The organism is Anaeroglomus insulsum, from assembly GCF_050689095.1.
GTDB classification, from domain to species: Bacteria; Planctomycetota; Phycisphaerae; order Sedimentisphaerales; family Anaerohalosphaeraceae; genus Anaeroglomus; species Anaeroglomus insulsum.
This window is the reverse complement of the sequence record NZ_JBOGCL010000001.1, coordinates 192,936-206,108: the sequence shown is the minus strand read 5'-3', so window position 1 is coordinate 206,108 and position 13,173 is coordinate 192,936. Positions and strand designations below refer to the sequence as shown.

Genomic DNA, 13,173 nt, shown 5'->3' with positions numbered 1-13,173 from the left:
GATTTATAAAATCAGATTTAATAATTCCTCTGCCGTTTCCTGATCGCTGAAATGGCTTTTGGTAGTACCAATGATTTGATACGTTTCGTGGCCTTTTCCGGCAATTAAAATTATATCTTCGCGTTTGGCGTTGGAAATAGCAAGTCCAATTGCTTTTTTTCGGTCAGGTTCTACTAACACTTTGTTTGTAGATAGACTTGAAAAACCAGCCAGAATATCCTGAATAATCTGATTGGGATCTTCAGTTCGTGGATTATCACTGGTAACAATCACCAGATCACTGAGTTTTTCGGCCACCGCCGCCATGCGAGGGCGTTTGGTTTTGTCGCGGTCGCCGCCGCAGCCGAAGACGGTGATTAACTTCTTTTTGCACAATGGCTTAAGCGTGTTTAATACATTCCATAGGGCGTCGTCAGTATGGGCGTAATCGACAAATACGCTGATGCCGGCTTTTTGTGCGGCTTGGCTTTGTACCGGTTCCAGTCGGCCGGGGACGTTTTTCAGTGCTGATAAGCCCTTTGCGATGGTTCCCAGATCAAACCCTGCCGCCAGACAAAGCCCCGCGGCGGCAAGATGATTGCTGATGTTGTGCCGGCCGGGCAGGGGAGTAAACACTTTTTCTTTATAGTTGTTAAACACTATCGAAAATTCACTGCCTGCGGTATTCATCGATTCAATTTCAGCATAGATATCGGCAGGCTCCTGAACGGAATACCATAGTGTGCGAACACGACATTTCTCGGCAATCTTTTGGGAATATTCGGACTGGGCATTCAAAATAGCGATGGCATGAGTCGGTAAATCAGTGAACAGTTTTGTTTTGGCGGCCAGATACTGATCCATGGTCTTGTGGTAATCCAGATGATCCCCAGTGAGATTGGTAAATGCCGCGGCGGTAAAATGAATGCCAGCCAGTCGTTTCTGATCGAGAGCATGGCTGCTGGCCTCAATCATCATAAATTTGGCGCCGTCGTTCACCATCTCTCTGGCGGCCTGGGCGATGGTAATCGGGTCGGGTGTGGTCATCACGGATTCCGCGGAATGCCGTCCGGTGGAGGTGATTATGGTGCCAATGAGTCCGGATTTAAACCCTGCCTGCTCGATGACGGAGCGGACTAAAAAGCTGGTTGTGGTTTTGCCATTAGTCCCTGTTACAGCTAAGTTTACAAGCTTTGCATTGGGGTCTCCCTGGGCGGCCTGTGCTAATAATCCCAAGGCATGAGCGCTATCGGTTACCAGGACGACTTTGGCCTGTTTGCAATCGAGTGCCTTTTGGCAGACGATGTATTCGGCCCCATTTTGAATGGCTTGGGGGATGAAGTGATGTCCGTCCACATGGGTTCCCGGGACGGCCACAAATACATCTCCGGGGGTAATCTGGCGGGAATCCGAACATACCCGGATGCGTTGCTTTGAAGCTGTCAAAATAGCCAAAAGCTGCGTCAATGTCATTATTATTGTCCTTAAACAATAGTATTTGTGAAATAATTGGGTTACTCTATAGTCTATCTGAGTGGGGATGGACTTTCATTTGCCCCACATGCCATAGTACGGTATAATGGCCTAAGCTAGTTTGTTTTCAATACTAATAAGTAATAGCAATATTTTCGGCGTTTTGAATCGTAGAACCTGAGAAAAATAGGAAAGGATGTCCGGATGAACAGGTGCTTCACTATTTTAACTGTCTTGGCAAGCCTGGTCAGCGGTTCATATTTGTTTGCTGCCACCGAAGAAGTAGAATACATGGCGATCCTGATGGATGGTAAAAAGATCGGCCATGCAATCCATACCCGTCGGGTTGAAGCCTCTCGCGTAACAACGATTGAACAGATGAATCTGTTGATCGGCAGGGGGGCGGCAGCCATTCAGTTTACCGGTATCGAGACCAGTGTCGAAAATACCGCCGGCAAACCCGTGGCTTTCGAGATGGTGCAAAATATCAGTGGAATGGAGCAGCGGCGAAAAGGCACGATCAATTCTGGCAAAGTCAAGATGACCATTCAAAATGGCCCGTCTATGGAGCAAAAGGTGTTTGCCTATCCGCAGGGGGCGTTGATGGCTGAGGGGATGCGGCTGCTGCAGCTGCAAATGGGGCTGCAGCCGGGGCTGAAATATGAGACCCGGATATTCCGTCCGGATATGGATCAGGCATTGCCGGCTCAAGTTGAGGTGGGGCCTAAAACGCGGGTCGATTTGTTCGGCAGGGTGTTGGATTTGACCGAAGTCAAAGTCAGTATGCAGGTTGGTGAGCAGGTGATTGCTGTGACCAGTTATGTGGATGAGACGATGAAGGCTCTCAAAAGCATCGTGCCGATGATGGGGATGCAGCTGGAGATGATAGCCTGTGATAAGGCGTTCGCGTTGAGCCAGGATAGTGTGGTGGATTTTCTGGATAAGTTATGCGTGGTCAGTCCCGTGGCACTGACGGACAGGGATTTAGACGGTCCGATTATCTATGAACTCACTGCTACGACAGACAAGCCTCTGATTCTGCCTACGACCAGCACGCAGACGGTGAAAGAGATTGCCCCCGGGCGTTTCCAGGTTACGATTCAGCCGGTCAAGCCTCAAGATGGGGTCAAGTATCCTTCAGAGAGCAAAGATGCCCAAATCAGGAAAATGATGGATCCGGCCGAGTATCTGCAGTCCAAAGATGCAAAGATTCTGGACCTGGTCAAGTATGCTGTAACCAGTACGGATGATGCGGCCAAGGCGGTTTTCCAGATTGAAAATTTTGTGAAGGGCTACATCACCAAAAAAGATCTGTCGGTGGGTTATGCCTCGGCAGCGGAAGTTGCCCAGACCCGCCAGGGCGATTGTTCGGAACATGCTGTTCTTGCCGCGGCGATGTGTCGGGCCGTGGGGATTCCCGCCCGTGTGGTTTGCGGTGTGGTGTATGTCGAGGCCCTCGGTGACAAGAAGAATGTATTTGGCGGCCACATGTGGGCCGAGGCGTATATCGGCGATACATGGATTCCGCTGGATCCGACGCGGGCGCCTCATGGTTTTTCAGCCGGACATATTGCCCTGGCCTGCGGCAATGGCGAGCCGATGGATTTTTTCTCGATGGTCAATACGCTGGGCTGTTTCAAGATTGATAAAGTCGTTTTGCCCTCGCAGGCAGCTCGTCCTGCTGCCAGCCAGCCCCAGCCAGGTGTCCAATGATAGACCTTGCCTCCAAAGAGTACCTGGTTATTGTCCAGTGTGAGATTGTCAAACAGCGCTGTCCGGGGTATTTATGCGAGAAGGCCTGGCATGAGCGGACGGGTGGATTTGCTGTGTATCCCAAAGATCGATCGTACCGTGTGATTCATCTGACCTGCGGCGGGTGCTGCGGGAGGGGGCTGCATCGCAAATTGACACTGCTGAAGCGTACCCTCAAGAAAAAGGAAAATATCGACAAAGACAAAATCATTGTCCAGCTTTCTTCCTGCATCACCAAAGACAATTATCATGCTCCGCCCTGTCCGCATCGGGATTATATCCGGGCGCTGGTGTCCAAAATCGGAATCGATTATCTGGAAGATACCGTCATCAGCAAGACCGCTCAGGGGCGTCGTGAAGCAGGGATTTATTCCTGCTAACTGTGGTTTATAACCGGGGCACGTCAACCTCGGGACCGTATTTTTCTTTGGCTTGCTCCCGGATATACTGAAGGATGACCGGGAAATCGCTTTCGGGATACAGACGGGTTCCGGTTCCGTCTGGATAGATGATGGCCAGAATCGGAATGCGTTCTTTTTCTGAGGGTTTCATGTCCACTTCAAACGCGAAACCCCATTGGGATGCAAAATTCAGATTCGGCACCGGATACGACAGCGGTTCGGTTTCGGTACAAATACCGGGAATCAGCCACGGCGTGATAAAACCATCGTCTTGCCCGGTGTCGAAATTTCTCTTGTTCATCCGGATCAGAAAATAGAAGTCGTTGTGAAACCATTTTTTCCTGACGGTTCGTTCGGCCAGTTCTGCCACGGCTGCAGGCTGCACGCAAAGCTCCTGCATCTGGCGATTAATCAGGTTGGTTAATGCCGTATCAAAATCCTGGTGAGTATCTTCGAGGGCCTGAGCGGCAAGCCGTATTCCCAGCAGGTCTGAATAGGTGTCTTCCCACGAAAACGAAGACGGATGTTCCGGCAGAAAGGCAACCGAGGCAAAACCAAACCAGGTGACTATTTCGTGCCAGACGGTGCTGGTATGTGCCAGATACTGTGCCAGTCGGATGGATACGGAGTCAACCATGGGTTTTTTCTGGTCCGGGCTGAGAGTGGCCCACTGTTCCGGATAGTGGATAGTAATGGTGTAAATGGAAGGCTCGATCATCTGAAATGAGAAACCAGACTGGCCTTCCGTCAAATGGTGGTGTACGATGTCATGGAGATAGCGGGTCCGATCGGCAGACTCGCGCAGGTGGGCGATATCGATAAAGCCGCCGCGGCAGGTATAAACCATCCCATTGTGTTCGGACCAGCCGCTGTTGTATTGATGGTGTCCCAATTGATCCGGCTCTGGAAAATTCATCCCGAGCGGGCAGCCAAAAAATGCTCCTACCCGCTGGCTGAGTTGAGGGGTTGTGCGGCATCCTGTGATGGCCGGACCTGCAGCCGCCAGGAGTAGAATCAGATAAAACCTTGTGTTAAAACAGAGTAAAGGCATTCGCGGCTCGCTGAGACTCCAAATCCTTCTTGTTGTATTGGCAATGGATTTCGGATATTATACTTTCAGATATGAAAACGCTGCAAATCAACCTGTGGGCACCGTTGTCCACGGCTTATTGGCGATACGTTTCATTCTAAATGTATCCATCTAAATGAAATACAGAGTATTGTCAAGCGTGATTTCGGTCTCGTATCATAATATGCTTTATACTGAGCTGAGGTGAAATTGTCCGCCTGAGGCGCGGCTAAGTACGGTTTCCATGTGTTCTGTAGCTATTTTCGCGGCACACTGATACTGGTTAAGGATAAATCCTGATTGCTGGGTACAGATGAAAAAGACGATCACACAAAGTTTATTCGAAGAGATGAATCGAGCAGAATTGCCGCCGGGGCATGTGATTCGTGTGGCTGTGGATACGGGGGCCGATAGCGAATTCGATTACCTGCTGCCGGAGAACCTGGGGATGGTGATGGAAGGGCAGCGGGTCGAGGTCCCGTTTGGCAAGCATAACAAACGGGTTCCGGCCTTTGTGCTGGGTGTGCTGACCGATGCGGAAGCGATCCATAAGGCCAGGCAGTTTCATCTCAAACAGGTGCAGAAAATTATAGATGCGGCGCCGTTATTGGATAGCCAGTTGATGTCGCTGGCTCGCTGGATTGCGGAGTATTATGTCTGTCCGCTGGGTCAGGTTCTGGCCTCGATCATTCCGGCGGCGGTCAAACACGATGCCGGGGCAAAGACCGAGCAATTTATTTACTTATCCGCACAAGCGGGTCAGGTTGGTGCCCAGGTCAAAAGCACCAAGCAGCGTGCGATTCTCGAGATTCTGCAAACGCTGGAGGCCTTTGATGAATCACGGGGGGTGGAAAAAAAATCCCTGTTGCGTCAGGGCCAGTGCGGGCCAGTGCCGCTTAAACAGCTCATTCGCAGAGGTCTTGTCTGTGTTGCGGCGCGTCGGGTGATTGGGGCACTGCCTGCGGTTCCTCAGGCACTGATGTCGGGCAGCAGGCCGGTGGTTCTCAACGCCGGCCAGCAGCGGGCTGTGGAGCATTTGACAGCGCAGCTTCAATCGAATACGTTTGGCGTAACACTGCTGCATGGGGTTACTGACAGCGGCAAAACGGAGGTGTATATTCGCGCTATCGAGGTCTGTCTGCGGCAGGGTAAACAGGCCATCGTGCTGCTGCCTGAAATTGCCCTGACGGCTCAGATGGTGGAGCGGTTTCGGCAGCGGTTTGAAAAAGTGGCTGTGCTGCATTCCGGCCTGAATCAATCGCAGCGCAATGCCCAGTGGCAAATGATTAAAAGCGGCGATGCCGATGTGGTAATCGGTGCCCGGTCGGCGATTTTTGCACCGCTGTCGAAGGTCGGGCTGATTGTTGTTGATGAAGAGCACGAACCGGGTTACAAGCAGGACACCGTGCCGCGTTATCATGGCCGCGATGTGGCGATCAAGCGGGCCCAGCTGGCCGGTGCGCATTGCCTTCTGGGTTCGGCGACCCCGTCGCTTGAAACCTTGTCCAATTGCCGGACAAAACCGTTTTATACCCTGATGGAGCTGCCCGAACGTGTGACCGGGATGCCGATGCCGGAAATGAAGCTGGTGGATATGACGCTGGCGTTTCAGGGAAGGGGGCAAAAAGGTCCGCATATCCTGAGTCCTCTGCTTATTGAGCAGCTTGAAAAGACGCTGGATCAAGGCCAGCAGGCGATTTTGCTGCTGAACCGTCGGGGATACAGCAATTTTGTCTATTGCCCAAGCTGTCGTCATACCCTGCACTGTATGAATTGCGATGTGACACTGACATTTCACAAGCGTGCTCATCTGGACAAGACCGAGGATACTGCTGTGGGGACGCATATTCAGGGCGGCTATGCGATATGCCATTATTGTTTGTCCAAGACGATGGTCCCCAAAAAATGTCCGCTCTGTCAGCATACGATGACCATGATTGGGCTGGGTTCTCAGCGACTGGAGGAAGAATTGCTGGCGTGCCTGCCGCAGGCCCGGATCAAACGTGTGGACAGTGACTCCATGAACGGGCAGGATTATTACAGCGTGCTCGATGAGTTTGCCGCAGGCAAGATTGACATTCTGACCGGCACCCAGATGCTGGCCAAAGGGCTGCATTTTCCGAATGTGACGCTGGTGGGTATTGTCAGTGCGGATACAGCTCTGACGTTGCCGGATTTTCGAGCCAATGAACGGACGTTCCAGCTTATCAGCCAGGTGGCCGGTCGGGCGGGGCGGGGGGATAAACCGGGGCTGGTGATTGTGCAGACCTATCTGCCGGATGCCCCCGTGATACGCTATGCGCTGCGCTATGATTTTCAAGGGTTTGTAAAAGAGGAGCTTGAACATCGAAAAATGTGTTATCTGCCGCCATTCTGGAGGATGGGGATAATTCATATCAGAGATACGGTTTACGATCGTCTCGAAGCGGCTGCCCGGGTGCTTCGAGAACGGATTGACGCGACTATCCAGCGTTTGGGCCTGGAAATCCGGCTTCGGGGTCCGATGCCGGCCACGATCAGCCGGATTCAGCGGTTTCACCGGTTCCAGATTATCCTTCAGGCCCCCACGGCGGGGGATTTACAGCGGCTTTTTGCGGATTTACGTACGCAGGCGGCTATCCGTCCGGCGGTGCAGATTTATTATGATGTGGACCCAATTCACGTTTTGTAGCTTGCTTTTTTTGGAAAAGTGTGTATAGTAATCAACTTTCACAGCCCGGAGAATAGCTCAGCTTGGCTAGAGCGCTGCGTTCGGGACGCAGAGGTCGCAGGTTCAAATCCTGTTTCTCCGAGTACCGGTAAGGCCGGTTTTGCATAGTGTATGCTCGATGGGGTCGGACACCAGACAGCTTTTGTTGCATTGTGCGCGAAATCTATCAGGCGGGAGAATGAGCTATGAGGATCGTTGATATCGCAGCCGCAGCAGGAGTGTCCCCTTCCACCGTATCACGCGTTATTCATGGCGGTAAACATATTTCCCCTGCTACCGCAGAACTGGTTCGACACATCATCAGGCAAATGGGATATTGTCCCGGTTCGAGCTGGAAGGTATCCAATCCGTCATCTGGTACTCCATGCCTTGAGGTATTGCCTCGAAGGCAAGTTCTGGTACTGAGCTTTTCCTGTCAGTCCTGGCTGGATTCGATCTGTTGTCTGGATAACCTTAATTGCCTGTCTGCAGCGATGGAGCATCAGGGACTGGGTATGAATTTTCTGCATTGGCCGAATAGGTGCTGTTTGCCGTCGGATCTATGCGAGCATACGGATGGGTTTGTTTTGCTGCAGGGACCGCCGTCTTTGCCATTATGGCGTCAGATTCATTCCAAGCCTGTGGTTTCGCTGTTTAGCCATTCGACAACTCCCGGCGATCACATTCTCGTGGGGCATTATCAGGCCGGGCATCTGGCTGGCGAGTATTTCTGCCAAAAGGGAGTGAAACGGGTTGTGTTGATGACGCCGGCGGATCCACCTGTGTATGCCAGGCAGCAGGCGGAGGGACTTCAGATTGTGTGTCGGCAGGAGCAAATGCCGTTTGAAGAATGTCTTCTTGTCCCTCCGGCACAAGAGATTCCGCTGGGTCCTGTCGCAGCTGAATGTATGGTGGTGCAGGCGATGGAAAAGCTGATGGAAGAGACTTCTTTTCCGATGGGAGTCTTTATGCCTTCCTGCAGCCTGACTGCTTTGGCCTATCGTTATCTCCAGACCCGGGGGATTGTGCCGGGCAAAGAGGTGCGGTTTATTTGTCTGGGGTATCAGATTCCCGCGATATTAGGATTGTCTCCCAGGCCGGCGTATATCGACATTGGTTTGCCGGAGATTGCAGAAAAAATTGCCCAGTTGTTGATTTTACGGATAAAAAACCCTCACATTGGTCGTGCGTTGCAGATTTCTGTTCGACCCCATATCGTGCCTGACGAAAATTGATGTAAGTCTATATTTAGAATAGACATAAAGTGTTGTGGGTTAACCTGTCAAGTCATCTGGATTGCCCCTGTGTTTCTCTTTTTTGCCGTTTCTTTGAAAAATAGGTTTGCCTATGTTGCTATTTGGGATTATCATTGATAAATAATAATAACATTATCGAGGTCAAAAACGATGATGAAAGTACTCTTAGTTGATGATCATGAGATAATGCGGGAAGGTATTTGTGCCCTGCTTAGGAAGCACGATGATTTGGAGGTGGTTGGTCAGGCAGCAGATGGGCGTATGGCGTTGGAGCTGGTCAATCAACTCAAGCCTGATGTGGTGATTATGGACATCGGCATGCCGAATCTCAACGGGATCGAGGCAACCCGGCAAATGGTGATGGAGCATCCGCATATCAAAGTGATGGCGCTATCAACACATTCCGACGGTGCGATTGTAGCTAAAATGATTAAAGCCGGCGCGACAGGTTATATGCTGAAGGAGTCTGCTTTCTCCGAGCTGATGGACGGTTTGCGTACGATGGCTGATGGCAAGACCTATCTGTGCACCAAAATTGCCAAGGTTGTGTTTGCAGATTACATCAATCTGTTGACCAATCCCAAGGCCGATACCCCGGACGGCCTGACCAGCCGGGAGCGCGAAGTGCTGCAATTGGTTGCCGAAGGGCATACCACCAAAGAAATCGCCCGCGTGCTTCATCTCAGTCCCAAGACGGTGGATTCCCATCGTGAGCATATTATGGAAAAACTCGGCATTCGGAATGTGGCGGGACTGACTAAATATGCAATCCGGGAAGGGTTAACGGGCGTCTGAGACGCATTTGTTAGTGAAGTTAATTTTGTGTTAGAAATAAAATAACCAGCGTCTTGCCGGTTATGAAAAGGAAGGTTTTTTCACGCCTAAGTTGCGGTGAGTGCCCATTTGCAGGATTTTTTAGGGGGATTTCTGGATAAAAAATCCGTATTTTCCCGATTAAGGCCTGAAGCAGATTCTGCCGATAGACTGTTTTATGAATTCGAATCGATCAGGCCTGTCAGGTAAGGCCGACTGAGTTGACTTTGAAATCTCCTTTTTGAGGTTTACAGTTTACGTTCGTGTGGATCGGAGCCGGCTTAAATAACCGGCTCGGTCTGCTTGTGTTTGTACTGTGCTAATGTCCTTGTCGGTCCAGGCAGATGTGAATCATCTCGATTCAGGGCTTCCAGGCTAATGATGATTCGGGATGCGACCACCGATCGAGTTTCTGTGCTTTCCGGAATTGACGAGATTGTGTGGCCGTCCAGAACCTGTACCAGAAACCTGTGTCTCAGGAGTCATGCAACAATGGGTCAACAGCCAATTAGTGAAAAAGACTGTACAGACAACAACAGCCTTGCGGCGGTGCTGGAAGAGAATCTTCAGCTCAAACGAAGACTCCATCAGCTCCAGCAGGAATTTTTTACTATTTTTGATTCCGTTCCGGCGATGATTTGGTACCGTGACCGGACCGGAAGGATTCTTCGTGCCAACCGCTGTGCTGCAGCATCGGTCGGGATGACCGTTCAGGATTTGAGCGGGAAAAATTATTATGAACTGTTTCCAGAGGGGGCGGACAAGGCCCTTGAAAAAGACCTTCGGGTGATTCTCACCGGCCAGCCGATCCGCGGGGCGGTACGGCAATACGAGACGGCACAGGGACAGGTCCGGTGGGCTTTGGCGGACCGAATTCCCTATTATGATGAGCAGGGCAATATTGCCGGAGTGATGGTTTTTGCTCAGGACATTACCGAACGCAAACTGGCCGAAGAATCCCTGCTCAAGGCCAAGAATGAAATCGAGAAGGCCAATCAGCAGCTTCGGGCCGCGGCCGAGAAATCCGCTATTCTGGCCGAAGAGGCGATGCTGGCCAATCGGGCCAAAAGCGATTTTCTGGCCAATATGAGTCATGAGCTGCGAACGCCGATGAATGCCATTATCGGATTTGCTGAAATCCTCCTGTCGGAATCCTTATCCGAAGAGCAGAATCATTATGTCAGAACCATTCATCGCTCTGCGAAAAATCTGCTGGAATTGATCAACGATATTCTGGATTTTTCAAAGATTGAAGCTGGCAAGCTCCATATCGAAATTGAAGCCTGCAAGGTGGATGAAATCCTGGCAGAGATTCGTGATCTGCTTGAAATGACTGCGGTCAAGAAGGGGCTTGAGCTGTGCATTGACAAAGATGGATCGGTTCCAGATACATTTTTCTGCGACCCGATGCGTCTGCGGCAATGTCTGCTGAACCTGTTGAGCAATGCCATCAAATTTACGGACCGCGGACGTGTTCGCTTATCGGTTTCAATTCGTGAAATCTCCGGACAGAAACGCATCTGTTTTGCGGTGGAGGATACCGGAATCGGTATTCCGCTGGATCGCCAGAAAACCCTGTTCGAGTCGTTTGTGCAGGCGGATGCGAAAACCGATCGCAAATATGGCGGAACCGGCCTTGGCCTGGCCATTACCAAACGTCTGTGCAGCCTGCTGGGCGGTTATGTCCAATTGCACAGCCAGCCGGGGCAGGGATCTGTTTTTACGATTGTACTGCCGTTTGCGGCCAGTCAGCAGGACATGCTCAATGCCATTCAGCAGAACAACCACAGCAAGGTATCCCCCCAGCGATCCAGGCGGACTCGTGATGTGAAACTTCTGGTGATTGAAGATAAGATTCCCAGTCAGCTGGCGATGAATCTGATTCTCCGCCGACAGGGGATTGATGTTCGGGTGGTTCCCTCGGAGCCGCAGCGGATTCAGCGTGCCCTGGAAGACCGACCTGACCTGATTTTGCTGGATATGCAAATCACTCATTCGGATCCCATTGAGCTGGTTCATTCCTTTCAGCGGCAGGGCGTTACGGCCCCGGTGATTGCATTGACAGACGAGAACTCCGACGTGGCGCATCTGCAATTCAAAGCTGCCGGCTGCAGGGAATGTCTGGTCAAGCCCGTGACTCGTATCGAACTGTTCCAGACGATTCAGCACTATGCTTCGCATGCCCATCCAGATCCCTGTCGGCCGGACAACGCCGATATCGTGGCTTCGGGGCTGGCATCGGAACTGTCCACCGAATTGAATGCGCTGCTGAACAAATTGCCTGAATTGCTGCAGGTTATTCCCGAACTGCTCAATCAGTCCGATCGACAGACTCTCAAGCGTGTGGCCCATCTTCTGGCTGAAATCGGGTCTGCGGCTTCTTTGGCCGAGTTAACCGAGAGAGCGACGGTGCTGGATAACATCATTGATGCCGATGTTCCGGATAAGGCCGCAATCGATCAAATCATTGAAGACATCAAAGCGGTCTGCAGGCAGACAGATTCGCAGGATGGGGTAGAGATGCTCAACCTGTCGGAAGCGGATAAACCTCGCTAATCCGGCGGTTTGTGTACCGGCCTAACCTTCTTGGCAGGCCTTGCTTTCGGTCAGTAAGCGGGTGCGGACTTCGGTCAGGTAGGACAGCATTTTGTCGGCCTGCTGGCGGATTTTGGCATCGGGATGATTGACTCGACTGTTCCATTTGCGGTATTCTTCAGTCAGTCGCTTGAGTATTTCGTCCACAGGCAGGGTTGGGTCAATTCCCAATACACATGCCGGATCCGGATTTTCCTGGGCTTCCAGAGGCAGATATTTCTGGTAAATGGCCTGAAATCGGTCGGGGGGCAATTCCAGATGATCCGACAGACGCTTGAGCCAGTCCTGAAGCTGGCGGCGGACCGGCTGTGCAGCGGCGGCAATTTTGACACATATTTCCATCAGGCCAAATCGAAAATTCGTGTCGGCTCGCTGAAGCAGAATTTCGCAGGCCTTCTCCGCAGCCTGTTCCGGTGTGTCCGAGGGGATGATTTTGTGCACATCAATCGTAAAATTGGCCGTCGCATGATTGACGCAGGAATGGATCCAGTTTTCGATCAGGGTCTGCTGTTGGGAATTGGGCTGATTTCCCGCGGCCTGATGGAGCAGGATATACCCGCTGGCCAGAAGCTGCTCAATTCGTTTTTCAAAATCCAGATATCCTTCTGCGGCGGCAACAAAGTAGCTCAGAGTGGTTTTGGCCACAGCCAGTTCCCGTCCTGTTCCGACCTGGCTGATGCGGGTGGTGAATTGCAACAGACGCTGGCCGCGTTTGGGGAATCGCAGCACATCGCATCGCAGCTCCAGCACGGTTCTCCATTGCGGCAGAATGGCATCGCGTCCGGGGATGATTCCATTGTGCGTCTGGAAATAAAATTCCATCCCTTCGGTCCGCCGCATATTCGGTTGGGTACAAAAAATCCGAAGCGGTTCCAGCAGCCCTTCGGTGATATCCGTAATCTCCACCGAGACATTCGTATCGCACGCATCGCAGGGGGTGGTAATCCGCCCCCGCATGGCCACCGTGAAGACATCCATATCTGTGCCATCGACACATTTGCCCAGCAGTTCCACCTGCGTTTCAAAATGATAGGGGTCGAGTCTTTTCAAACCGGGCAGAAGGCTGCGCAGCCGCGGAATGCCCCATATCAGGGATGCGGTAATCGTCGCAGTCAGAATGATAATCGCCGCGGTATTCATAGTGCA

The 13,173-nt window shown here is 51.7% G+C and carries 9 protein-coding genes and 1 tRNA gene; 7 read left to right on the top strand and 3 right to left on the bottom strand.

Annotated elements, in window-relative coordinates; translation table 11 throughout:
* Nucleotides 1-3: 3 nt before the first annotated feature.
* Nucleotides 4-1,452, bottom strand: a complete 1,449-nt coding sequence (locus ACQ9LF_RS00870; protein WP_462487468.1) for a UDP-N-acetylmuramoyl-L-alanyl-D-glutamate--2,6-diaminopimelate ligase — start codon at nucleotides 1,450-1,452, stop codon at nucleotides 4-6.
* 204 nt (nucleotides 1,453-1,656) lie between these two features.
* Here ACQ9LF_RS00870 and ACQ9LF_RS00865 point away from each other — a divergent pair, with 204 nt between their 5' ends.
* Complete coding sequence (locus ACQ9LF_RS00865) at nucleotides 1,657-3,165, top strand: transglutaminase-like domain-containing protein (RefSeq protein WP_462487467.1); 1,509 nt, start codon at nucleotides 1,657-1,659, stop codon at nucleotides 3,163-3,165.
* A complete protein-coding gene (locus ACQ9LF_RS00860) occupies nucleotides 3,162-3,584 on the top strand; it encodes a CGGC domain-containing protein (RefSeq protein WP_462487466.1) in 423 nt (140 codons plus the stop codon). Before ACQ9LF_RS00865 ends, ACQ9LF_RS00860 begins: the two co-directional genes overlap by 4 nt.
* Before the next feature lie 7 nt (nucleotides 3,585-3,591).
* On the opposite strand, the gene ACQ9LF_RS00855 is transcribed toward ACQ9LF_RS00860, so the two are convergent.
* On the bottom strand, nucleotides 3,592-4,656 hold the full coding sequence (locus tag ACQ9LF_RS00855; protein ID WP_462487465.1) for a DUF4056 domain-containing protein: 1,065 nt from the start codon (nucleotides 4,654-4,656) through the stop codon (nucleotides 3,592-3,594).
* Nucleotides 4,657-4,987: 331 nt separating this feature from the next.
* Here ACQ9LF_RS00855 and priA point away from each other — a divergent pair, with 331 nt between their 5' ends.
* The 5 genes from priA (at nucleotide 4,988) to ACQ9LF_RS00830 (ending at nucleotide 11,988) form a co-directional block, all read left to right on the top strand.
* Nucleotides 4,988-7,345 carry a replication restart helicase PriA gene (gene priA / locus ACQ9LF_RS00850; RefSeq protein ID WP_462487464.1) on the top strand — a complete coding sequence of 786 codons (2,358 nt, stop codon included), beginning with the start codon at nucleotides 4,988-4,990 and terminating at the stop codon, nucleotides 7,343-7,345.
* Nucleotides 7,346-7,391: 46 nt separating this feature from the next.
* A tRNA-Pro gene (locus ACQ9LF_RS00845) sits at nucleotides 7,392-7,466 on the top strand.
* Between the two features lie 103 nt (nucleotides 7,467-7,569).
* On the top strand, nucleotides 7,570-8,598 hold the full coding sequence (locus ACQ9LF_RS00840; protein WP_462487463.1) for a LacI family DNA-binding transcriptional regulator: 1,029 nt from the start codon (nucleotides 7,570-7,572) through the stop codon (nucleotides 8,596-8,598).
* Between the two features lie 171 nt (nucleotides 8,599-8,769).
* Complete coding sequence (locus ACQ9LF_RS00835; protein WP_462487462.1) at nucleotides 8,770-9,414, top strand: response regulator; 645 nt, start codon at nucleotides 8,770-8,772, stop codon at nucleotides 9,412-9,414.
* 510 nt (nucleotides 9,415-9,924) lie between these two features.
* Nucleotides 9,925-11,988 carry a PAS domain-containing hybrid sensor histidine kinase/response regulator gene (locus tag ACQ9LF_RS00830; RefSeq protein WP_462487461.1) on the top strand — a complete coding sequence of 688 codons (2,064 nt, stop codon included), beginning with the start codon at nucleotides 9,925-9,927 and terminating at the stop codon, nucleotides 11,986-11,988.
* Between the two features lie 21 nt (nucleotides 11,989-12,009).
* Here the strand turns inward: ACQ9LF_RS00830 and ACQ9LF_RS00825 are convergent, their stop codons facing one another.
* A complete protein-coding gene (locus ACQ9LF_RS00825; RefSeq protein ID WP_462487460.1) occupies nucleotides 12,010-13,167 on the bottom strand; it encodes a hypothetical protein in 1,158 nt (385 codons plus the stop codon).
* Between the last annotated feature and the right edge of the window lie 6 nt (nucleotides 13,168-13,173).